This window comes from Shimia thalassica (assembly GCF_001458215.1).
Lineage (GTDB): Bacteria > Pseudomonadota > Alphaproteobacteria > Rhodobacterales > Rhodobacteraceae > Shimia > Shimia thalassica.
The window spans coordinates 95299-118953 of the sequence record NZ_CYTW01000002.1; the positions used below are offsets into that span (position 1 = coordinate 95299).

The window sequence follows — 23655 nt, forward strand, 5'->3', positions numbered from 1 at the left end:
CGGGCATCGCGATCAGTTGCCGCGTTTTTCTTCAACAAGCGCTTTCATGTTGCGATACGGCAGGTAGCCGCGCAAAAGCTGATCCTGCATCACGAATGTGGGGGTGCCTGAAATGTTCAGAGCACCGGCAAGCTGTCGGGTTTGCGCGATTTCATCCGCCACGGCAGGCGAGGCCATGTGCGCCAAAAGGGCCTGTCCGTCATAGCCCATGGTATCGGCCAGTCGCGACAGCGCCGTTGTGTTGACGTCGCCTTTGAAAGAGATCAATGCGTCGTGCACCTGTTTATAGGCGTCGTCCCCGTTCAATTGTTTTACGGCAATCGCAAACTGCGACGAGAGCGTTGATTGCTCGCCCAGAATGGGGAACTCCTTCAGGATCAAACGAATGTTGCCGTCGGTGTCCACCAATTGCTGCACCTCGTCATGGGCCCGCCGGCAATAACCACAGCGGTAATCCACGAACTCAACCAGCGTGATGTCGCCATTGGGGTTTCCGCCAACCCAAGAGTAGCCGTCGGAAAAGATGGGATCGGCGTATTTCTCGACAAGCGAAAAGTCGTGTGCGGCTTCGGATTCGGCCTGGCGTTGCTCGAGAATTTGCACCGCTTCCATGATGACTTCTGGATTGTCCAAAAGGTAGGCGCGAATTTCGGCCCGGAAAGCGCTGCGGTCAGCATCGCTCATCTTGTCGAGATCCAGCGCCAGCGCTGGCAGGGCGGCAAGGCCGAATGCAGCGGCAGTGGCGAGTTTTCTGATCATCTGTGTCTCCATCATTTTGTGCGCGCACGTTTGGCGGCTTTAACAATATCTTCTGCACGACGCCATGCCCCAGAGCCAGTCGGCAAAAGAGCGCTGGCGCGTTTGGCGTGGATTTCGGCATCTTTCAGACGCCCTTGCAGGGCATAGCGTTCTGCCACGGCAAGGGATGCCATACCGTTTTGACCTTCTTTTGCATAAGCCGATCCGAGGTCGCGCAAAAGCCGCGCATTTCGGAAATCACGTGACCGTGCGGCCTCGAGCACGGCAAGGGCTTCTTTTGTCTGTCCCGCTGTTAGCAATGCATGGCCATACCCGGCAAGGCACAGGGCGTTGTTCGGGGCAAGCTCTGCCGCCTTTTTGTACGCGGGAACCGCAGCCTGAAACTGGCGTGTGTCGGACAGGATCTGCCCCTTCAGTTCATAAAAGAAAGCATCTTTGGGACGAAGTGCAATCGCGGCGTCGATGTTGAACAGGGCCTGTTCGCGATCGGACAGGCGCAGATAGGCAGCCGCCTTGGCCATAAGGCGCACGTCTTCGTAGGGGATTGATGAGACTTTTCTCAAGTTCCAGTTCGGCGCGCGTGTAAAGGCAAGCGCTTTGGCCTTGGCGCGGATGAACCAGTAGTCCGCCTCGGGCTGTGGCGCGATCTTGCCCTTATAGGCGTTGGCATAAGCTTCCATCGCGCGAATTCGATCCCGCGTCAGGGGGTGCGACCGCACGTAGGGGTCTTGTCGGGACACATTAAGCAATTCTTGCCCGCGAAAGAGCTTGTGAACATCCACCGCATGTTCGGGATCGATATGCGCATTCGTCATAAAGCGCGCGCCTGAATTGTCGGCAGAGGCTTCCTCGGCGCGGGTGTGCGCCAGAAACCGGCGTTCGGCTGCGGACTGCGCCCCCAATGCAATGCCGGCAGCGGCCGCGTTTCCGGTGGCCGCAGCAACCGCCAATGCAAGGGCGGTTCCCAGTCCGGCCGCAGAACGCGCCGTACCAAGGTTTGCAATTCGACGCGCGATATGACCGTTGCGAATGTGGGCGGCTTCATGGGCGATCACGGCCTGCAACATGCCGGCGTTTTCCATCTTCATCAGCATGCCCAGGTGAATGTAGATGTGTTGTTGGTCGAGAACAAAGGCATTGAGGGAATTGTCATTCACAACCAGTATTTTCACAGACCCGCCCAGACCCGCAGCGGACAAAACCGGTTGGGCCACCTGTTGCAGGGCATGTTCGATATCAGGATCACGGATCAGCGAAACGGCCCACGCGGGCTTTGACATGAGCCAAATAACCAAAGCCAGCAAACCGACAAGGAAAAGCTGGTGCAAACGCATTGACGGCGCGATGGTTTCGCGGTGAAAGGTCATGGCGACAATAGGGACGAAAAAGATGCGGAACTCAAGGCGCGGGATGGTTGATCCCTTTATTGTGATGGATGTCATGGAAGCGGCACGTCAGGCCGAGGCCGACGGGCGGCACATTATCCATATGGAGGTCGGACAACCGGGTACGGCAGCACCCGAAGGCGCGCGTCGCAAGCTGAGCGAAGACATGCAGTCTGACGCGATGGGCTATACGGTTGCCCTTGGTATTCCTGAGCTGCGTGCCCGTATTTCAAAGCTTTACGGCGAGTGGTATAATGTGGACCTTGATCCGGCGCGGGTGATTGTCACCCCCGGTTCATCCGGCGCTTTCCTGCTGGCGTTCACGGCCTTGTTCAATGCCGGTGACAAGGTGGCGATTGGCGCGCCGGGGTATCCCTCGTACCGGCAAATTCTCAAAGCTCTGTCTCTGGAACCCGTTGATTTACAGACGTCTGATGCCAACCGGCTTCAACCTGTGCCGTCAGATTTTGCAGAAATGGATGTGCAGGGGCTGATGGTTGCGTCGCCCGCGAACCCGACCGGAACGATGTTGGACAAGCCCGCCATGTCGGCCTTGATTGAGGCCTGCGCGGCCAAAGGCGCGGCCTTTATCAGCGACGAAATTTATCATGGTATCGAATACGAGGCCAAAGCGGTGACCGCGCTCGAGATCACGGACGAGTGTTATGTGATCAACTCGTTTTCAAAGTATTTCTCGATGACGGGGTGGCGCGTCGGCTGGATGGTTGTGCCGGAAGATCATGTCCGGATGATCGAGCGTCTGGCGCAAAACATGTTCATTTGCGCCCCTCACGCAAGCCAGACCGTGGCCTTGGCCGCGATGGATTGCCACGAGGAATTGCAGGCCAACATGGAAGTGTACAAGACCAACCGAAACCTGATGATCGAAGGGTTGCCAAAGGCCGGCTTTACCCGTTTTGCGCCTCCGGACGGTGCGTTCTATTTCTATGTGGATGTGCGCCAGTTCACGAACGACAGCCGCGCCTTTGCCCGCGAAATTCTGGACGAGGCTGGCGTGGCGGTGACGCCTGGTCTGGATTTTGATCCGGTTCGCGGCGCGGGCACGTTGCGATTCTCCTATGCGCGTTCCAGTGCAGATATCGCCGAGGGTCTTGAGAGGCTGAAGCGCTTCATGGCGAAGCGCGGGTTTGCCTGACACAGGTCAGAGAACGGTGTGTAAGCTGAAAAAAAACGGCGTTTCCGTTGTGCTGTCGGGTGCCGGCGCCACACGGAAAGAAGCAGCGGTGGTTCCGGAACCGAGGTTGGTCTAGGGTGCGAGTGTTCGAAATGAAAACAGGGCCCAAAGTGGCGATGAGCAGACTGGTTGCAGTGTTGGTGTCATTCTGGCTGGCAGGCATGGCCGCCGCGCAGGACTTTTCCGGCCTTGCGCGGGTGGATGGTCGGGCAAGCCAGCTGACACAAGAGCGTCGCGGGACCGTGACGCTTGACCTTGCGCTGTCTCAGGGGGTGCCTTGGCGCGTCTTTCAGCTCGACACTCCCAAACGTCTGGTTCTTGATTTTCGCGAGATCGACTGGACAGGTTTTTCCGCGCAGGACCTCGGCAGTGTCGAGGGTGTACAAGAGATCCGTTTTGGCCAGTTCCGTCCCGGTTGGAGCCGGATGATCTTGCTGCTTGATGCCCCACTTGCAGTGGCGCGCGCCGGTATGGTCGTGAATGAAGAGACCGGAACCGCTGGTCTGAATATCGAGCTGCTTCCGGTTGACGCCGAAACCTATGCAGAAGGCACCGGCGCGCCCAATGATCCCCGCTGGGACCTCCCGGAACCCACAGTGCCGGTTGGACAGGGCCGCGAGGACCGACCTGCGTGGGCACCGGTCGTGATTGTTCTTGATCCCGGACATGGCGGAATTGATCCGGGGGCCCAAAGGGGCGGCGTCCTTGAAAAGGACCTGATGCTGCAATTTGCGCGGGAAATTCGCGATACCCTGCGCCGGTCTGGAAACTTTGAAGTGATCCTGACGCGCGATGACGATGTTTTTGTCTCGCTCGAGCGGCGGGTATCGATTGCCCACGAAGTACAGGCCGATCTGTTTATCTCGTTACATGCAGATGCGTTGCAACAGGGGCATGCCTCAGGGGCGACGGTTTATGTTCTTGCCGATGAGGCCAGCGACAAGGCCTCTGCGATTCTGGCACAACGCCATGATCGCGCTGATATACTGGCAGGCATTGATCTGACGGGCGCAGAAGACGAAGTGGCAGACGTGCTGCTGGATCTGGCACGACTTGAAACACAACCAAGAACCCAATTGCTGGCGACCTCGCTTGTCGAGGCATTGGACGAGGCGGCAGGACCGCTCAACCGCAAACCTCTTCGAGTGGCGGGTTTCTCGGTTCTGAAAGCGGCAGATGTGCCTTCTGTTCTGATCGAAGTGGGCTTTTTGTCGTCCGACAGGGATTTTGCACTGCTTCAGGATCCGAACTGGCGCGCGGCTGTGGCCGGGGGCCTGCGCGATGGATTGCAGCTCTGGATCGGTGAGGACAAAGTGCTGCGCGATCTCGTTCGCCAATAAAAACCACAGGATACGGCAAAAAGACGCCCACAGGTCATGCCGTTGTGTTTTGACCCCTTCGATAGCTGCCTATATAGAGGCAGAACACCTAATGTTACTAGCGCGATTGAGAGACCACCGGTGCTGAGAGCCATTCTTTCCTTTTTCGGAACCATTTTCACGTTTGTGACGATGGGTCTTGCCGTGGTCGCGCTGTCTATTGGTGCGGTTTTCTGGATTTATGGTCGGGAATTGCCCAGCCATGAAAGCCTTGCGCAATATAAGCCTCCAACGATCAGTCGGATTTATTCGGGAGAGGGGCAGATCATTGACGAATTCGCCAAAGAGCGGCGTTTGTTTGTGCCTGCGGATGAAATTCCTGATCTCGTGAAACAGGCCTTCATCTCGGCGGAAGACAAGAACTTTTATCACCACTCCGGCTATGACGCGCGGGGTATTGCCGCCGCTGGTGTCGAAGCGATTCAGTCGCGTGGCCGTGATGTACGGGGCGCGTCGACGATCACACAGCAGGTTATGAAGAACTTTCTGCTGAGTGGTGACCGCAAGATCGAACGCAAGATCAAGGAAATCATTCTGGCCACACGGGTCGAAGAAACCCTGTCCAAAGACCAGATTCTCGAACTGTACCTGAACGAAATTTTCCTCGGCCAGAACTCTTACGGGGTGGCTGCGGCAGCGCAGACCTATTTCAACAAATCCCTGTCCGATCTCGAACCCCACGAAGCGGCGACGCTGGCCTCGATGCCAAAGGCCCCGGGCAAGTTCCACCCTGTGCGCAACTATGACCGTGTGTTGTCGCGTCGGAACTTCGTTCTCAAGGAAATGTCCGAGAACGAATACATCACCGTCGCCACGTATGAATCCGAGGCAGCCAAGCCATTGCGCTCGGTTCAGAACGGCGATTTTGACAGTTTCAGATCAACCCTGCCATCGCGCGACTATTTCACAGACGAAATCCGTCGTCAGCTTAGTCAGGACTTTGGCGAGGATGAATTCTTCTCGGGCGGGATGACTGTTCGTGCCACCGTTGATCCCGAAATGCAGAAGATCGCGGCGCATGCGCTGCAACGTGCGCTTGAGAAATATGACCGCAGCCTCGGTCTGTGGCGCGGGACCCGCGAATCCCTGCCTCTTGAGGTTTTGGGTGATGAAGCCACTTGGCGCGAGGCTCTGGCCTCGGTTGATGTGCCGCGCGACGTTGATCTGGAAGGGCGCTGGTATCCGGCTGTTGTTCTCGAGGTGGGCAAAAACGATGCCCGCATCGGGATTGAAGGCGTGGAAGATGACGCGGACGGACATTTCATTCCCGCCAAAGATGCGCAATGGGCCCGCAAGGTTCTGAGCGATGGCAGCCGCGGCAAGAAAGCCACCGTCGCGGGCGATCTTCTTGAAAAAGGGGACGTTGTTCTGGTGCGTCGCATGACACAGGACGACGACGGCAGCTTTATCCGCTGGACCCTGAGACAGGTGCCCGAAGTGCAGGGTGGTTTCATGGCGATGGACGTGAACACCGGCCGTGTGATCGCGATGCAGGGCGGGTTCTCGTATCAGGATTCGGTCTTTAACCGCGCCACGCAGGCCAAACGCCAACCGGGGTCTTCGTTCAAACCCTTTGTGTATGCCTCGGCGCTGGACAGCGGCTATAGCCCTGCAACCATCGTGATTGACGCTCCGATTGAAATCAACACGCCGCAGGGCGTTTGGCGTCCTCGGAACTCGTCAAACAAATTCTACGGCCCCACGCCGATGCGCACGGGCATCGAGTTTTCGCGGAACCTGATGACCATTCGTTTGGCGCAGGAAGTCGGCATGGATGTTGTCGCGGATTATGCGGAACGCTTTGGTGTCTATGAGAACATGGGCCAGTTCCTTGCGAACTCACTCGGCTCCGAAGAAACCACGTTGTTCAAAATGGTTGCGGCCTATGCCATGTTCGGCAATGGCGGCGAACGCGTCGAGCCGACCTTGGTGGACCGTGTGCAGGACCGCTATGGTGAAACGATCTATCGCCACGATCAGCGCGATTGCACCGATTGTGATAACCCCGCAATTGCCGAAGACCGCAGCCCGCGCATTCTGTCAAACCGCGAACGTGTGATGGACGGCATCACGGCGTATCAGCTGACATCGATGATGCAGGGCGTCGTGAACCGCGGAACAGCATCAAGCGCGATTGATTTGCCTGTCCCCGTTGCGGGGAAGACCGGCACCACCAACGAAGCCAAAGACGTTTGGTTCGTCGGATTTACCAATACCTTGGTGGCCGGCTGCTATATCGGGTACGACCGTCCGCGTCCTTTGGGGCGGGGCACTTATGGCGGCAATACATGTGGTCCGGTGTTCCAGGAGTTCATGGAAGAAGCCATCGCCAAATACGGTTCGGGTAAGTTCCGCGTGCCACCCGGTGGGCACTTTATCAAGATTGACCGCTTCTCTGGTGCGCGCCTTGCGAATGATGCCAGCGGTGCCAACGTGGTTGCCGAGTATTTCCGGGATGGCGAAGAGCCGATTTTCGGTATCACCTATGATGGCGGTTTTGCCATGGGCGCCAATCTGCCTTTGGTGAAAGAAGTCGAGGCTTATGGCGGGCGCGAAGTCACCACCTCGAGCGGCAAAAAGGCCGTGGTTGGACCGAAGGCAGATTTCGGAACACTGAGCTCCGGCGGCTTGTACTAATCTGAGGGCGGGCCCATTGGCCCGCTTCACGGCCTTTCGCGCGGTCGGAATTGCCAAGAACCTCTTTGCATTGCCTTGCCCGCGCCCGACGGGTGGTTTATCACCCTGATCTGACCCCAAAGAAACGGATCCCCCGATGCGCGCTGAAACCCAGAACACTGTTGCGGAAATCAACAAATCGTTGGAGCTGTTGCGTCAGCGCCTTGATTGGGAAACGGCCCAGTACCGGTTGGAAGAATTCAACGCACGCGTCGAAGATCCTGACCTTTGGAATGACCCTGAAGCGGCGCAAAAGCTGATGCGCGAACGCCAGAATTTGGTCGACGCTTTGGCGACCGTGACATCCATCGAGACCGACCTGAACGACAACATCGAGCTTATTGAAATGGGCGAGATGGAAGAGGATGAGGAAGTTGTCTCGGAAGCCGAAGACGCGCTCAAGGCACTGGCTGTGGAAGCCGCCAAGAAAGAGCTTGAGGCGCTTCTGGATGGGGAAGCCGACAGCAACGACACCTTTCTCGAGATCAACTCGGGGGCAGGGGGAACGGAATCCTGCGATTGGGCGTCCATGCTGGCGCGGATGTATGTCCGTTGGGCCGAGAAAAAGGGCTATAAGGTTGAATTGCAATCCGAGACCTCTGGCGAAGAAGCCGGGATCAAATCCGCCGCCTACAAGATTTCGGGGCACAACGCCTATGGCTGGCTAAAGTCTGAATCCGGTGTGCATCGTCTCGTGCGTATTTCGCCGTTTGACTCCGCCGCCAAACGCCATACGTCCTTCACCTCTGTCAAAGTTTATCCTGTTGTGGATGACAATATCGAGATCGAGGTCAATCCTTCCGATATCCGCATCGACACCTACCGGTCATCGGGTGCGGGTGGGCAGCACGTGAACACCACCGACTCGGCCGTGCGGATCACGCACCACCCCACAGGGATCGTTACGACCAGTTCCGAGAAGTCCCAGCACCAAAACCGTGATATCGCCATGAAGGCGCTTAAATCGCGCCTGTATCAGATCGAGTTGGACAAGCGTTCCGCGCTTGTTAACGAAGTGCACGAGAACGCAGGCGACGCAGGCTGGGGCAACCAGATCCGGTCTTATGTTCTGCAGCCCTATCAGATGGTAAAAGATCTGCGGACGAATTTTGAAACCTCGGACACCAAGGGTGTTCTGGACGGCGATCTGGATGGCCTCATGGCAGCGACACTGGCGCTGGATGTTGCCGGCAAAAGCCGCGCCGACGCGCAGACGGACTAACACCGAAGCCTGTTCCAACATCTTCTATGACCTCGAAAGACGGGCCTTGCGTTAAATCGCAGGGCCTTTCATCGTTATAAGGGAAAACGTGAGGGGCATGTGATGCAGGTACTGAATCAAGAGGCGGTGGATCTCGTGGCGGCGCTAAGGTCGCGCGATGTGTCATGCGAAGACGTGATGCGCGCAACACTTGAGCGCATTGCCGAGGTAAACGGCAGCATCAACGCGCTGATATCCTTGCATGACAGTGAACATCTTCTGGAGCAGGCGCGCGCCGCAGATGTCGCGGGGCCGAAGGGGGCCTTGTTTGGCCTGCCTTTCGCGGTCAAGGAACTCGAGTCGGTTGCAGGCATGGCGCACAGCGAAGGGTCCCCAATCTTCAAAGACAGGATCGCCCCAAAAGACAGCCCCATGGTGCATCATTTGCGAGAGGCCGGTGCGATCTTCATCGGCAAAACCAATGTCCCCGAATTTGGCCTTGGATCGCACAGCTATAATCCCGTGCATGGCGTGACGCGAAACCCCTATAATACGGATGTGACGGCGGGTGGATCGTCTGGCGGGGCCGCTGCGGCACTGGCGACGCGTATGGTGGCGTTGGCCGATGGGTCGGACATGATGGGATCACTTCGCAATCCGGCAGCGTTCTGCAACGTCTATGGTTTCCGGCCGAGTTGGGGCGTGATCCCGCGGGGTCCGGATGGCGAGACGTTTCTACAGCAGCTTTCGACAAATGGCCCGATGGCCCGTTCGCCTCGGGATCTGGCGCTTTTGATGGAAGTCATTGCCCAACCCGATCCACGGGTGCCGCACAACGCGCCGTTGCAAGACTGGACCTTGCAAGCACCTGACCGGCTCGAGGGGATGCGCATCGGGTGGCTTGCTGACTGGGGTGGGGCCTATCCGATGGAGGACGGTGTTCTTTCCCAGTGTGAAGCGGGCTTGTCGGCATTTGCGGTTCTGGGGGCAGTTGTCACGCCTGTGGCGCCGCCGTTCTCCGCAGAAGAGTTGTGGCACAGCTGGACCGTTTTGCGGCACTGGGCCGTTGCGAACGAGCTGGGGCAATACTTCAAGAACCCGGAGACCTGTGATTTGCTCAAGCCTGCTGCGATTTGGGAGGTCGAAGCAGGACTGTCTCTGGATGGCCAAGCCATCGCCAAGGCGGGCGCGATACGGTCGAAGTGGTTTGCCACACTGGCAAGCCTGTTCGAGACATATGATTTTCTGGTTCTGCCTTCTGCGCAGGTTTGGCCGTTTCCGGCCGATTGGGATTGGCCGAAAGAGGTCGCAGGACATTTCATGGACACCTATCACCGCTGGATGGAAGTCGTCGTTCCTGTCAGCCTTGCCGGAGTGCCCTGCATTTCCGTGCCTTGCGGGTTTGGCGCGGCAGGTCTTCCGATGGGGATGCAGGTCTTTGCCCGCAAAGGCGACGATCTGGCCCTGTTGAACGCGGCGCAGACCTATCATGCTGCGACTCATTGGCCCGATATACCCCCCCGACACATTCAACACGGTTGATTTGTTTCTAGTCAGCGGTTCTTATCGTTGAAAAGACAGACATTTTGGGAGGAATGGATGCCGGAAACGCCAAAACAGGGTGTACCCGAACTGGGAGACGTCAATACCGCCATGTTGAAAGAGGCGCTGCGACTGGGGTGGCGGGACTTTCTGACCAAGCCGGGTTTCGGCCTGATCTTTGCGAGCTTTTATGTGATCGTTGGCTGGATTCTGGCGTGGATTACCGTGCAAACCGGACAAAGCTACTGGTTGGTTTTTGCGGCAATCGGGTTTCCGCTGCTTGGGCCCTTTGCTGCTGTCGGGCTTTATGAAGTATCTCGTCGGCTGGAAGAAGGCAGGGCAATGGACGTCTATGCGATCTTTGGCGTGATCGGCAGGCAAAGCAAACGCCAGATGCCTTCGATCTGTGCGGTGATTGTGATCGTGTTTCTGTTCTGGTTCTTCCTGGCGCACATGATCTTTGCCTTGTTTCTGGGGTTGTCGACCATGACCAACGTGTCGTCGTCATTCGAGGTCTATACCACGGTGAATGGTCTGACGATGTTAGCGGTCGGGACAACGGTCGGCGCCTTTTTTGCCTTGCTGCTGTTTATGATAACGGTTCTTTCACTTCCTTTGTTGCTTGATAGAGAAATTGATTTTGTCACTGCCATGATCACCAGCTTTCAATATGTGCAGGCCCATTTTGTCATAATGCTTGTGTGGGCCGTGATTATCTCGGTGGCGACATTTGTCGCAATGGCTCCGGCGTTCTTGGGGCTGCTGATTGTTTTGCCTGTGTTGGGGCATGCAACATGGCACCTTTACGCCCTGATAAAACGGGCCGGGCGCGTGACTGACACAGAAGGTTCCGCGCAAGCACTAGAGGCCTGACGCCAAGGCCGCACCACATCAAAGCCCGAAGGCTTGATTTGTGCGCGACTTGATCGAAACGGCGTCAGGTTGAAAGAACCTGACGTTATTCAGGCAAAAGGGCGATCCAGCTGCAACAGTTTGCGATGATAGGGGATAAGCTCTTCGGCGGTGCAAAAACCGACTGTTCTTGCGGCGGCGAGCACGGCGCCCGTGTCTTTGCCGAGGTGTTCATAGACAAGACGCGCTGCGCGGCATCCATTGACCGTTTCCCGCACGGTGCGGGTGGCATAACCGATCCAGTAGTGATTCTGGAACGAGGCGACGCGGCTGAGATAGTTGAAGGACGTTGCCATCGTCTTTTTGTGGGAAACTAAGGCCCCGACACCATCTTCCTGCGGTAGGCAAACACCTCGGAACTCGCGGGTTTTAGGGTCCGTAGGAAGGCCCTGTTGGCGCATTGCTTCTTTCGCTTCAAAACCACGGATGAATGTGTGTTTGTCTTTGCGGAAGACATAGACCAACCCAGTGATAATCAAGTCGGATTCTGTAAAGCTTCGACGCGAAAAGCGGTAAAATCCATCTGGAAACACATCCTGAGGAATGTCGGTCATGCCCGTGCCGACATAATCCGCGATCAGGGGATGGTTCAAAACCGAGCGTTCCGTGGCAAGTTTTTCAATAGGCTCGAGCAGGATGCGCGCATCCACCTCAAAAAACGTGCAGATCCGATGAAGAACATCGGGGCGCGGGAAGCTTTCGCCCGACAGATAGCGATTGAATTGGGTCCGGTTGATTCCCAGTTCGCGGCACAGCTGTGAGACCGAAGGATATGTGTCGGCAAGGATTCGGAGGTTCGCGCCGAACATTTTTCGCAACTCTGAGGGCGAAATCAGTCCAGACTGCTCGTTTGTCTTCGTCAACGCTTCTCTCTCCGGTTGGACACTATTTTAGAGTTTCACGCATGACGCGTGTCAGTATCTTAGCCTATAGAGACTTTGACGCGACTTCACATCATGTTGACGCAGTTTTGCATCAAGTTGAGGCAATGTCGACACAATTCCGGTGCTATCGACGCGCAATTTTCCATGTCGCCCGGGCCAAACATTTGTGACACTTGGTTAAGAGGCAGAAAGGAGAGTGTTCTCAAATGCTTGGCGTGGTTTTATGGAGCGATAGTTTGGACAACAAAGCCGTGATTTGGTGTGAAGATCAGGGCGATCTGGCGTATTTCAACGGAGGAACGGATACACCGGTAGATATTGTTGACCTTGATGCAGGCGACTTGGTGCAGTTCGAATTGCAACAAGAACGGCACCTACGGTATGCCAAAAATCCGCGTCGGATAGAGCAGGGCGCATATGCGCATCTCCCCGGTGATTTACAGGCGGCCGCGGCTCCTCAGCAACCGGACAAGGTTGCCGCCCCCAAGGCCGCACGGTTGGGCACTGCTGATATCATTCCTTTTGCGCGTCGGGATCGCAAAGAACCGTCGCACCGCCAGATGGTTTTGGCGTGACGCTCTCCGAAAGCTGCACCGCATAAGATCACTTGTTGGCGTCACTCTGGACACGAAAAAGGCCCCGTAAGGGGCCCTTTTTTGTTGTGACGGCGCCTACGGGCCGTGTTCAACACATTTGTTTTATTCGGCGCCGCGCGACAATGCAGCAACCCCGGTGCGGGCCACTTCGACAAGGCCAAGAGGCCGCATCAGGTCTGCAAACGCGTCGATTTTCTCGGGCGCGCCGGTCACTTCGAACACAAAGCTGTCGAGTGTGCTGTCGACCGCGTTTGCGCGAAAGATATCCGCCAGACGCAGCGCTTCAACACGCTTTTCACCTGTTCCCGTCACTTTGAACAGGGCCAGTTCGCGCTCTACCGAGGGGCCATCAACGGTGAGGTCGTGCACTTCGTGCACTGGCACAATCCGGCCCAGCTGTGCCTTGATCTGTTCGATGACCTGCGGGGTCCCCTTGGTCACGATTGTGATGCGCGACTGGTGTCCCAGATGGTCCACCTCGGCCACGGTCAGGCTTTCGATGTTGTAACCACGTCCGGAAAACAGGCCAATCACACGGGCCAGAACACCCGGTTCGTTGTCGACCAGAACCGCCAGCGTGTGGGTTTCCTGAACATCCGAGAAGTTCGGGCGCAGGTTATAGGCCGAGTGTTTGGACGAGCCTTTTTTGATTTTTAGAGCAGCCATCTTTCTTCTCCTTACACCAGAACCGCGCCGCCAGCTTCGATCGCACCCTGCGTCGAAGCTTCGCCGAGAAGCATTTCGTTGTGCGGCTTGCCTGATGGGATCATCGGGAAACAGTTTTCGTGCTTTTCAACCAGACAGTCGAAGATCACGGGGCCGTCATGGTTGATCATTTCAATGATTGCATCGTCCAGATCATCGGGATCACTACACTGGATGCCTTTGGCACCAAAGGCTTCGGCGAGCTTGACGAAGTCAGGCAGGCTTTCGGACCACGAATGGCTGTAGCGTTCGCCATGCAGCAACTCCTGCCACTGACGTACCATGCCCAGTCGTTCGTTGTTCAGGATGAACTGTTTGACGGGCAGGCGGAACTGCATCGCAGTGCCCAGCTCTTGCATGTTCATCAACCAGGACGCTTCTCCCGCCACATTGATCACAAGGCTGTCGCGATGCGCCATTTGCACGCCGATCGAAGCCGGGAAACCATAGCCCATGGTTCCCAATCCACCGGATGTCATCCAGCGGTTCGGATCTTCGAACCCAAGATATTGGGCGGCCCACATCTGGTGCTGGCCAACTTCAGTGGTGATATAGCGGTCATGGTCTTTGGTCAGGGCCTCAAGGCGCTGCAACGCGTATTGCGGCTTGATGATCTTGCCTTCCTGCTTGAAGGACAAGCAATCGGTTTCGCGCCATTTGTCGACCTGTGCCTGCCACTTGACCAAAGCTTCTTTGTTGGTTTTGCGGCCACGTGCCTTCCAGATTTTCAGAATGTCTTCCAGAACATGTCCAACATCACCAACAATCGGAATATCGACGCGGATCACCTTGTTGATGGACGAAGGATCGATATCGATATGCGCCTTTTTCGAACCGGGCGAGAACGCCTCGATCAAGCCGGTAATCCGGTCATCGAAACGGGCGCCGATGTTGATCATCAGATCGCAGTCGTGCATCGCCATGTTGGCTTCGTAAAGACCGTGCATGCCCAGCATGCCCAACCAGTTTTTGCCGGACGCAGGATAGGCGCCGAGACCCATCAAGGTCGACGTGATCGGAATGCCAGTTGCATCAACCAGCTCGCGCAGCAATTGCGATGCCGCCGCGCCCGAGTTGATCACGCCGCCGCCTGTGTAAAATACAGGGCGTTCGGCTTTTTCCAGCGCTTCAACCAGTTCGGTGATCGATTCGATGTCACCTTTCAGCTGTGGCTGATAGTTCGACGTGTTGACGGCCTGAGGCGCGGTATAGTCGGCGCTCGCAAACTGGACGTCTTTTGGAATGTCCACAAGAACCGGACCGGGACGACCAGAGCGTGCCACATGGAAGGCCTGATGGATTGTGCCCGACAGGGTCGACGTGTCTTTCGCCAGCCAGTTATGTTTGGTGCAGGGGCGCGTGATGCCAACGGTGTCGGCCTCTTGGAACGCGTCCGACCCAATCATGAATGTGGGCACCTGTCCCGACAGAACAACAATCGGGATCGAATCCAGCAGCGCATCGGTCAGACCGGTCACCGCGTTTGTTGCGCCGGGGCCTGATGTAACCAGTGCAACGCCAACCTTGCCGGTTGAACGCGCATAGCCTTCGGCCGAATGCACAGCGCCCTGTTCGTGGCGCACCAGAACGTGACGGATATCGTTCTGCTGAAAAATTTCGTCATAAATAGGTAGGACAGCCCCGCCGGGATATCCGAAAACTGTGTCCACACCCTGATCCTTGAGGGCTTGAACGACCATTCTTGCTCCGGTCATCTGACGTGTCATGTGTCTCTCCGTTTACAACGTCACAATATTCATACGCATAAAAAAGCCCCCGATCGTCTGACGGGGGCGCATGGGGTACCGTTATGGTGTCCGTTACCGGCCCATGCGCCTTGATCCAATGACGACGACTAGCGATTGCATGTCGGTTGCTCCTTCGAATGCGTGGCCGGACATTATGAGTGTCCTGCGGGGGCGTCAACCGCGAAATCTTGCTGCAGGCGCAAAAAGATCGCTGAAAGTGTCCTTTGGCGGTCAAAATCTTTTCATTAGTTGCGCAAAATCACATCAATGCGGACATATGCGGTAATTTGGTGGGTGAATTGGGCTTTCCAAGGTGTTTCAAGGCAGCGAAAACTCCCATGAACGCAAATCTCGAATTCCCGAAGAAAGAATCAACGCACGGCCAGAGACACGCGTGATCCCTGTGATCCGCCGCGTGTCTTTGTGGTGTCTGAAATGAAAAAGCCGACGGTTGGGGCACGGCGCGGATCAGAGACCGCCGACGCCTGTTCCCTGCAAAACACCGTGTTCCATCGCATAGCGCGTGAGGCCGGCGGTCGAACTGATGCCGAGTTTGCGTTTGATATTCTTGCGGTGGGTTTCCACAGTACGCACCGAAATATCCAAGGCGTTGGCCACTTCCTTGTTGGATTTGCCTTGCGCCAATTGAAGCAAAACGGTTTGTTCACGGCTTGTCAAAGGTTCGCGGTCCGTGTCGTCTTGGGGTTCTAACGAGCCTTGGGCGCCGGTGCACAGATACCTGCCACCCTGCATGACCACATCGATGGCCGTTTTGATTTCGTCCGTCGGCACATCTTTGAGGATATATCCCATCGCGCCATGCGAGAGCGCGGTTGAGATATATTCCGGGCTGTCATGCATCGACAGGATCAGGATGCGCGTGTCCGGTTTTGCCTCTAGCAGCATTTCGGTTGCGGTCAGCCCGCCGATTTCCGGCATGTTGAGATCCATCAACACCACGTCCGGCGCAAGCTGTTTCATCTGGTCAACCGCTTCGCGGCCATTCGACAGGGTGCCGATGACATTGATGTCGTCATAGCTTTCCAGAATTGATTGGATTCCCTCTGCCACCATCGGGTGGTCATCGACAATCACGACACGGACGGGTTCAGAATTCATGCACTTGCCTTCCTGTTGTCCGGCGACTCTTCTTCGGGCTGCAACATATGCGACAGGGGAACTTCGGCTTCGATGATGGTTCCCGAGCGGCTGGAATACAGGCGCAACGAGCCTTCCAGCTGCTCTACGCGTTCCTGCATGTTTCGCAGTCCCAGTCCGGGCGCGGATCGGCTGGTCGCGTCTGGGGACATCCCTGTTCCGTTATCTGCGATCCGCAAGGTCGCTCCATTTTTGTGGCCGCGCACATTGATTGTGACATGCGTGGCGTTTGAATGCCGTTCGATATTGGTCAGCGCTTCCTGCGCAATCCGATATAACGCATTTTTTGCATCTTTGTCTAAGCGGTTGCGAAACACCACAGTATGGAATTCGGTTTCAATATGCGTGCGCACGGCAAAATCATCTGTCAGCGCCTTGAGAGCAGGGCCCAACCCGAGATCATCAAGAACACCGGGGCGCAAATCCCGGCTGATCCGGCGCACTTCCTGAATGGCGCCTGACAGGTGGTCGATGCCCTTGTCCAGTGTTTCAAGCGCCCGGTCATCACCCGACTTAAAGCGCCTGCGGGCACTGTCGAGGGCATAGCGGACCCCCACCAGAAGCTGGCTGATCCCGTCATGCAGTTCACGTGCAACGCGGCCACGCTCTTCTTCCTGCGCATCGAACACGCGCTGGGTCAACTTTTTGAGTTTTGCGTCCGCCAAACGCCGTTCGCGGATGTTGATCACAAGGCCCGACATAAAGACCGAGATCAGCGCCGCGACGGTGATCGCCAGAATATAGCCGGAGGTCCGGCGCACCCTGTTTTCGACTTCGGCGCGCGCAGCAGCAACGGTTTCCAGCACGTCATCGATAAAGATGCCGGTGCCGATCGCCCATTGCCAGTCCTGAAGGCCCACAACATAGGTCACAATACGTGCGGTTTCGCGTGACGAGGGTTTGGGCCAGTCATAGGTGTGATAGCCGCCGCCCTGACGCGCAATCCGGATCAGCTCGTCCGTGATCGGGATGTCGTTCAAATCTTCGAGGCCGGTCCAGTTCTTGCCGATCAAATAGGTCTGGCGCGGGCTGACAAGGTTGTTGCCCTCATAGTCGAACACAAAGAAGTACCCGTCCTGTCCATAGATCATGGACGACAAGATCTGTGTCACCGCCAGTTTTGCCTCTTCATCATCCGGCGCGGCGCGGCCATAGATGTTTACAAAAGCGGTCCGCGCAATCGAGATATAGTTTTTGAGCTCGGCTTTCTTGGCTTCGATCAGCTGAATTTCCAGAGCCTTGATTTCGCGGTCGGCCAATTGTCTGGATTGATTTGCCACGAGAACGGAAATGGCCGCGACCGCAAGAACGAGCGGAAGAGTCGCAAGCAGAAACAACTTTTGTCCGTAAGACAAACGTAGAAGCGAAAGAAAACGGCGCATATTCGATTCGTTACGTGGATTGGGGCACGAATCATAGCCATGATTTGATATTTTTGACCACCTTCGGTGCATCCCTACGTAGTTCTACTTGGATTTTTTCGAAGAAAAACTGACTGATGCCGCCTTTCTACGCATTACTAGGTATTCCAAGTTCACTCTCTCAAAGCTAGGCTCGTGCTACTTGAAACGATCCGTGCTCATGTAAAAAGAAACATGAGGGCTGTACTAATTCTGGGAGGAAGAACTCTATGGATCGTCGTTCTTTTCTAAAAACAACTGCTGTAGGCGGCACCGCTGCTGCTGCTACCACTCTGGCGGCACCTGCATATGCGCAAGGCAAGCGTACGCTGACCATGGTCACCACATGGGGCCGCGGTCTGGCTGGCGTGTTTGACGCAGCGCAACGCACTGCTGACAGCATCACAGCGATGTCAGACGGCATGTTGACCGTCGACGTAAAAGCAGCCGGCGAGCTGGTTGGCGCGTTTGAAGTATTTGACGCCGTGACCGCTGGTCAGGCCGACATGTACCACGCTGCAGACTACTATTTTGTTGGTCAGCACCCTGGTTATGCCTTCTTCACGGCTGTGCCTTTCGGCATGACCGCTCAGGAACTGGCAAACTGGTACTACCATGGCGACGGCATGGGCCTGCACGACGAACTGGGCGAAATCTTCGGCCTGAAATCGTTCCTCGGCGGCAACACCGGCGCGCAAGCGGGTGGCTGGTTCTCGAAAGAGATCAATGGTCCAGAAGACTTCAACGGCCTGAAGTTCCGTATGCCTGGTCTGGGCGGTAAAGCTCTGGGTAAACTGGGCGCATCGGTACAGAACCTTCCGGGTTCGGAAGTGTATCAAGCGCTGGCATCGGGCGCCATCGACGGCACCGAGTGGATCGGCCCATGGGCTGACGAAAAAGCCGGTTTCCAGGAAATCACCAAGTTCTACTACACTGCGGGCTTCCACGAGCCAGGCGCAGGTCTGTCGGTTGCAACCAACCGCGAAGTCTTTGACTCGCTGTCGCCTGCACACCAGAAGATCATCGAGATCGCGTCTGCTGAAACGCACCAGTGGAACCTGGCGCAATTCCTGAACAACAACGGTGCGGCACTGCAGCGTCTGCAGTCGTCCGGCGTGAAAACTCTGGAATTCCCTGACTCTGTCTGGGATGCGTTTGGTAAGGCGTCTGCTGAAGTGCACGCCGAGAACATGGGCGACGAAATCTACAAGAAGATCTTTGACAGCTTCTCGGCATCGATGGCTGCGTCTTCGAGCTGGATTCAAAAGTCCGAAAGCGCTTATCGCGCGCAACGCGACCGCGTTCTGGGCTAAGCCAACTGGCCTAGCCTACACAGAGGCCCTCCGGAACTTCCGGGGGGCCTTTTGCGAAAAAGTCGCACAGCGCACCTCATAATAACAATAAGGGGATGAGGGGACATGCTGGACGCAATTGTCTGGTTTTTCACCAATATTGGCCAAGCCATCTTGAACTTCGGATATGCGATCACGCATCCGTCGCTCTGGCTGGCATGGATCGGCGGCCTTGAGACCGTAGAAGACAAACAATCGCTGATGCGGTTTGTTTACTATGGCGCCTCGGTCGAATTTTTCTTTGTGGTCTTTACCGCTTTCCTGATCATCACAGCCGTCGGTTTGTGGCGCAACAGCGTCATGTGGGGGTGTGTGCGTGTACTGGAGGGGTTTGCCAACACGGTTGGACGTTTCTTTGCATGGGCCGGTCTTTTGATGGTTCTGCAACAGATCGTCATCGTGTTCATGCAGCGGATCTTTACCGTCGCCGAGATTTCATTGATCTGGAATGTCGATTTCCTGACGCATGACGTCAGCTGGTGGGCCGAAGAACTCAAACTTTACAACGCCATGATCGTTACGATGTGTGCGACCTACACCTTTGTGCAGGGGGGGCACGTGCGCGTGGATCTCGTGTATTCGCTTGTGTCGTACCGCACCAAAAAGGTGATCGACATGTTCGGCTCGCTTGTCTTTATGATGCCAGCGGCCGTTCTGACATGGATGTACGGTTGGTTCTTCATGTGGCGCCATCTGGTCACTCCGAAAGTCTCGGCAAGTGACAAGGTCGAGTTGCTGATGAAGAAGTCGCGCATTCTGAAATGGAATGTCGAAACAATCGGCTTTTCGCCAAACGGGTTCAACGCCTATTTCCTGTTCAAGATTCTGCTGGTTTGCTTTGCAGCCATGGTGTTCTTGCAGGCTATTGCTTTCTTCTACCGCTCGTACCTCGAGAGAAAAGAAGGCAAGGCCAGCGAAGGGAAGTATCTCGACCGCGATACGCTGGGCGAGGGCGAAGAAGCCTATGAAGGCACACACTGATCTAAGGGGCAGAAACCATGCTATTTGGACTTGATGGGGTCGAAGTCGGCCTGATTATCGTCTTTCTCTGTCTCTTCGGAGGCATCTTGTCGGGCTTTCCGGTGGCGTTCGCCATCGGTGGGGCAGGGGTAATCTCGTTCGGGATTATTGCTGCGCTGGACAGCGCCGGCATTCTTATTCACCAGGCTATCGACACATCGTCGGGCATGTATGCGGACCTGATCGCGCAAGGGATCAAATCCGACGCGATTTCGACGTTCCGATACCCCGATTTGCCGCGTGTTGAAGAGGCCATTTTCCCTGACGGTTGGGAAAAGGCGATGGACCGCAACCTGTCGTTTATCGTGAACCGTATGAACGAACGCGTTATTGCAGGGGCGTCTATTGAAACGCTTCTCGCTGTTTTGATGTTTGTTCTGATGGGCATCACGCTGGAACGGTCTAAGATTGCAAACGAACTGCTGACAACCATGGCGCGGGTCTTCGGCCCCCTGCCCGGTGGTCTGGCTGTTTCGGTTGTTGTTGTGGGTGCTTTTCTTGCGGCGTCGACTGGGATCGTTGGTGCAACCGTTGTCACGATGGGTCTGTTGTCGCTGCCAACCATGTTGCGCAACGGATATTCACCTCAGCTTGCGACCGGTGTGATTGCCGCGTCGGGGACGCTGGGGCAGATTATTCCGCCGTCGATCGTGATCGTTTTGCTCGGTACATTGGCCGGTGACCTGTATTCCACGGCTCAAGAAGAGCGTGCGCAGCTTGCCGGGTGTTCCGATGCTTTGACCTTTCTTGGCGAGCCGGCAGTTGTATCGGTCGGAACCCTGTTCCAGGCTGCACTGATCCCCGGCATCATGCTGGCGGTTCTCTACGGTCTTTATGCGTTTGGCTTTGCGCTGTTGAATCCCAAAAAGGCGCCCGCCGTCGAACTGGGGGCTTCCAACAGTGAACCGATTGGTCGCAACCATGGTCTGGCTTGGTTCCTTGGTGTACCTGCTTTGCTGGTTGTCGGTCTGATTGGTCTGTCCAATGTCGGACTGGTCGGCAGTCAGGATGTCACGGTTGAAAGCTTCTCTGATGCGGGACAAACCGCAAGCCTGCGCACGCGGGTAGGAGAACAGTGTAAGGCCTCTATGATCGATTTGCATGGACAGGAAGCATGGGATGCTGCCGTCGCAGAGCAAACGGTGATTGATGCCGCTGGCGGTGTTCAGGAAGCACGTGCCCTCACAGATGACGAGCGCGCAGCGGCCTATCTGGACAAGCTGGCTTCGGCGGCTCCGATCGGGTCGGGCATCGCAATCGGTTTCTTGATGCTGGCCTTCGTTCTGACCACTGCACGTGGTGTGGCACCTTCGCGTGACACAACACCGTTGCTGATTGGTGGCGCGGGCATCGTGCTTGGGCTTGGGGTTGATGCACTTGTCATCTCGCCTGTGACCACGCCGGGTTGGACGTTGATCTATTTGGCCATCCCGATCCTGATGACCTTGTACGGATGTCGCTATGCTGCGGGTCTGCTGGGACGTAACGAGCTTTTGCGCGTTGTCTTCCCACCACTTGTCTTGATCGTTGCGGTTCTGGGGTCGATCCTTGGTGGTATCACCAACCCGACGCCTGCCGCGGCTTTGGGTGCCGGTGGTGCATTGTTGCTGGCGGCCTTCCGCAAGTTGCAGGATCAGGAAAAATCGGGCGGGATCATCATCTGGTCGACTTTCGCAATCATCATCATGATCCTTGTGGGTGTGAACTTTGATTTGCGTGTCAACGTGGAAGACGTTTCAACCGAGAACTGGATTGCCTATGGCGTTGCGAAATCGGCCTATCTGTTTGCGATGTTCGGCATTGTCTACAGCTGCTGGGTTCTGTTGCGTGGTAAGGTTCTGACACCGATTGTACGCGAGACTGCGAAAGTGACCTCGATGGTCTTTACCATCCTGATCGGGTCGCAGTTGTTGAACCTCGTTGTGATTTCCTTTGGCGGCGAACACTATATCCAAGGCTTCCTGAAGTCCTTTGATAACCCCGCCACGGCCTTCCTGATCGTGATGTTGGTTCTGTTTGTTCTGGGCTTTGTGCTCGACTTCCTCGAGATCATCTACATCGTGATCCCGATTGTCGGCCCGGTCATCTATGGCTCTTATTTCGATCCGAAATGGGTAACCATCATGATCGCGGTGAACCTGCAGACATCGTTCCTGACGCCACCCTTTGGCTTTGCTCTTTTCTATCTGCGAGGGGTCGCGCCAAAAGAGGTGACAACAGGACATATCTATCGCGGGATCATTCCTTTCGTACTGATTCAGGTCGTTGGGTTGGCCATTCTCTGGTACTTCCCGTCAATCGTGACGATCCTGCCGGATTTGATCCCGAATTGATCTGGAATATCTAAAGCAAAGGGCCGCCCGAATAGATCGGGCGGCCCTTTTCGTTTCTAGAGGTGGAATATGAAAGAAAGCACTGCCCCTCATTGCCGCCCGCAAAAGGTGCAGTTCCGTCAGCAGAGAGAGTTAGTCTTTGAGTTGAAGAAGATCCCAGCGGTTGCCAAAGGGATCACGCCACACGGCAACAGTGCCATAAGGTTCATGGCGCGGATCTTCCTCAAACTGGACGCCTGCCAAGAGCATCATCGCGTGATCCGCATGGAAGTCATCGGTATGCAAGAACAACCCGACACGCCCGCCAAACTGATTGCCAATCGCGGCGTCTTGTTGTGGCCCATCCGCCTTGGCCAAAAGGATGTGTGTTTCACAATCGCGATCAGGTGAAATCACAACCCACCGTTTGTCTTCGGACAAAGGGATGTCTTCGCGCAAATGAAACCCGAGCTTTGTAACATAGAACACAAGTGCGTCGTCATAGTCAGGCACAAGCAGGGAGAAGGCATGTAAATGACGGGCCATGATCACCCCTTATAGGGCATGGCATCCGGCAGGGTGATATTGGCTACCTGCTCGGCAATGGGTTCCGTGGACAGGGGGTGTTGTTTGGATTCAAACTTGGCTGGATCATCCAGCGGCTGCCATGCGCCACCCGTGTAAACTTCCAGTCCGGAAAAGCGGGCCTTGTAGCCCATCTTGCGGCTTCCGGGCACCCAATATCCCAAATAGATATAGGGAAGTCCGGACTCACGCGCGATTTCGATGTGGTCAAGGATTAGATAGGTGCCAAGGCTTTGGCGGGGCTGGTCCGGGTTGTAAAACGAGTAGACCATGCTCAGCCCGTCTTCGAGCACATCCGTGAGCGACACCCCGATCAATTCCTGACTTTCGGAATCCGAGTATTCGATAATGCGGCTGCGAATGGGGGTCTCTTCGACCATTGCGGCAAATTCGAAGACATCCATGTCAGCCATGCCACCATCCGCGTGGCGTTGATCCAGATAAGAGCGGAACAGTTCAAATTGCTCGTCCGTGGCCCATGGCGAAGACACCCGACGGCGCAGATGTTCATTCCGCTTGATAATGCGTTTCTGGGTCTTGGAAGGTTTGAATTTGTTCACATCGATACGTGCTGACAGACAGGCCGCACAATCGGTGCATGAAGGCCGATACAAAACGTTTTGAGAGCGTCTGAACCCCTGATGAGACAGAGTGTCGTTCAAGGCCGTTGCGTGTTCGCCATGAAGGGCGGTGAACAGCTTTCTCTCCATCCTGCCCTCAAGGTAAGGGCAGGGTTGAGGCGCTGTCACATAGAACTGGGGCGCAAGAGGCAGGGTATGGCGCATGAGTATCCGATTTCGCTGTTCGCACTAGACGATAGCAACGGTTCCGGATGACGCCAACCCC

General features: G+C 56.0%; 19 protein-coding genes. 10 read left to right on the top strand and 9 right to left on the bottom strand.

What is annotated here, in order from left to right; all coding sequences use genetic code 11:
- Positions 1-12 precede the first annotated feature (12 nt).
- Positions 13-759, bottom strand: a complete 747-nt coding sequence (locus PH7735_RS10345) for a DsbA family protein (RefSeq protein ID WP_145865315.1) — start codon at positions 757-759, stop codon at positions 13-15.
- 11 nt (positions 760-770) lie between these two features.
- Positions 771-2201 carry a M48 family metalloprotease gene (locus PH7735_RS10350; protein WP_233488299.1) on the bottom strand — a complete coding sequence of 477 codons (1431 nt, stop codon included), beginning with the start codon at positions 2199-2201 and terminating at the stop codon, positions 771-773.
- Here PH7735_RS10350 and PH7735_RS10355 point away from each other — a divergent pair.
- The 6 genes from PH7735_RS10355 to PH7735_RS10380 all read left to right on the top strand — a co-directional run bounded on the left by PH7735_RS10355 (position 2149) and on the right by PH7735_RS10380 (position 11010).
- Positions 2149-3300 carry a pyridoxal phosphate-dependent aminotransferase gene (locus PH7735_RS10355; protein ID WP_058311828.1) on the top strand — a complete coding sequence of 384 codons (1152 nt, stop codon included), beginning with the start codon at positions 2149-2151 and terminating at the stop codon, positions 3298-3300. The genes PH7735_RS10350 and PH7735_RS10355 overlap by 53 nt on opposite strands.
- 131 nt (positions 3301-3431) lie before the next feature.
- Entirely contained in the window at positions 3432-4679 is a 1248-nt protein-coding gene (locus PH7735_RS10360; protein WP_233488300.1) for an N-acetylmuramoyl-L-alanine amidase, read from the top strand.
- A gap of 120 nt (positions 4680-4799) precedes the next feature.
- Positions 4800-7355 (top strand): penicillin-binding protein 1A, encoded by a 2556-nt coding sequence (locus PH7735_RS10365; RefSeq protein ID WP_058311310.1) that lies wholly within the window; start codon positions 4800-4802, stop codon positions 7353-7355.
- Positions 7356-7491: 136 nt separating this feature from the next.
- Positions 7492-8616 (top strand): peptide chain release factor 2, encoded by a 1125-nt coding sequence (prfB, locus tag PH7735_RS10370; protein ID WP_058311311.1) that lies wholly within the window; start codon positions 7492-7494, stop codon positions 8614-8616.
- A gap of 102 nt (positions 8617-8718) precedes the next feature.
- On the top strand, positions 8719-10137 hold the full coding sequence (locus PH7735_RS10375) for an amidase (RefSeq protein ID WP_058311312.1): 1419 nt from the start codon (positions 8719-8721) through the stop codon (positions 10135-10137).
- A gap of 57 nt (positions 10138-10194) precedes the next feature.
- Complete coding sequence (locus PH7735_RS10380; RefSeq protein ID WP_058311313.1) at positions 10195-11010, top strand: DUF2189 domain-containing protein; 816 nt, start codon at positions 10195-10197, stop codon at positions 11008-11010.
- Positions 11011-11099: 89 nt separating this feature from the next.
- Here PH7735_RS10380 and PH7735_RS10385 read toward each other — a convergent pair whose 3' ends face one another.
- Positions 11100-11912 (bottom strand): helix-turn-helix domain-containing protein, encoded by an 813-nt coding sequence (locus PH7735_RS10385; protein ID WP_306341226.1) that lies wholly within the window; start codon positions 11910-11912, stop codon positions 11100-11102.
- Positions 11913-12139: 227 nt separating this feature from the next.
- Here PH7735_RS10385 and PH7735_RS10390 point away from each other — a divergent pair, with 227 nt between their 5' ends.
- Positions 12140-12508, top strand: coding sequence for a hypothetical protein (locus PH7735_RS10390; RefSeq protein WP_058311314.1), 369 nt, complete (start codon positions 12140-12142; stop codon positions 12506-12508).
- Between the two features lie 123 nt (positions 12509-12631).
- Here the strand turns inward: PH7735_RS10390 and ilvN are convergent, their stop codons facing one another.
- The 4 genes from ilvN to PH7735_RS10410 all read right to left on the bottom strand — a co-directional run bounded on the left by ilvN (position 12632) and on the right by PH7735_RS10410 (position 17522).
- Positions 12632-13195 carry an acetolactate synthase small subunit gene (gene ilvN / locus PH7735_RS10395; protein WP_058311315.1) on the bottom strand — a complete coding sequence of 188 codons (564 nt, stop codon included), beginning with the start codon at positions 13193-13195 and terminating at the stop codon, positions 12632-12634.
- Positions 13196-13206: 11 nt separating this feature from the next.
- Positions 13207-14961, bottom strand: a complete 1755-nt coding sequence (locus tag PH7735_RS10400) for an acetolactate synthase 3 large subunit (RefSeq protein ID WP_058311316.1) — start codon at positions 14959-14961, stop codon at positions 13207-13209.
- A gap of 489 nt (positions 14962-15450) precedes the next feature.
- Positions 15451-16101, bottom strand: coding sequence for a response regulator transcription factor (locus PH7735_RS10405; RefSeq protein ID WP_058311317.1), 651 nt, complete (start codon positions 16099-16101; stop codon positions 15451-15453).
- The gene (locus PH7735_RS10410; RefSeq protein WP_058311318.1) at positions 16098-17522 is read right to left on the bottom strand and encodes a cache domain-containing protein; all 1425 of its coding nucleotides are present in this window, start codon (positions 17520-17522) and stop codon (positions 16098-16100) included. Before PH7735_RS10410 ends, PH7735_RS10405 begins: the two co-directional genes overlap by 4 nt.
- 248 nt (positions 17523-17770) lie before the next feature.
- Here PH7735_RS10410 and PH7735_RS10415 point away from each other — a divergent pair, with 248 nt between their 5' ends.
- From PH7735_RS10415 to PH7735_RS10425, 3 genes are all read left to right on the top strand, one after another.
- A complete protein-coding gene (locus PH7735_RS10415; RefSeq protein ID WP_058311319.1) occupies positions 17771-18853 on the top strand; it encodes a TRAP transporter substrate-binding protein in 1083 nt (360 codons plus the stop codon).
- A gap of 105 nt (positions 18854-18958) precedes the next feature.
- Positions 18959-19873 (top strand): TRAP transporter small permease subunit, encoded by a 915-nt coding sequence (locus PH7735_RS10420; RefSeq protein ID WP_058311320.1) that lies wholly within the window; start codon positions 18959-18961, stop codon positions 19871-19873.
- Positions 19874-19890: 17 nt separating this feature from the next.
- On the top strand, positions 19891-22245 hold the full coding sequence (locus PH7735_RS10425) for a TRAP transporter large permease (protein ID WP_058311321.1): 2355 nt from the start codon (positions 19891-19893) through the stop codon (positions 22243-22245).
- Between the two features lie 132 nt (positions 22246-22377).
- On the opposite strand, the gene PH7735_RS10430 is transcribed toward PH7735_RS10425, so the two are convergent.
- Together PH7735_RS10430 and PH7735_RS10435 are read right to left on the bottom strand one after the other, a co-directional pair.
- Positions 22378-22770: a VOC family protein gene (locus tag PH7735_RS10430; RefSeq protein ID WP_058311322.1), complete on the bottom strand. Its 393-nt coding sequence runs from the start codon at positions 22768-22770 to the stop codon at positions 22378-22380.
- Between the two features lie 2 nt (positions 22771-22772).
- On the bottom strand, positions 22773-23594 hold the full coding sequence (locus tag PH7735_RS10435; RefSeq protein ID WP_058311323.1) for an arginyltransferase: 822 nt from the start codon (positions 23592-23594) through the stop codon (positions 22773-22775).
- Positions 23595-23655 lie beyond the last annotated feature (61 nt).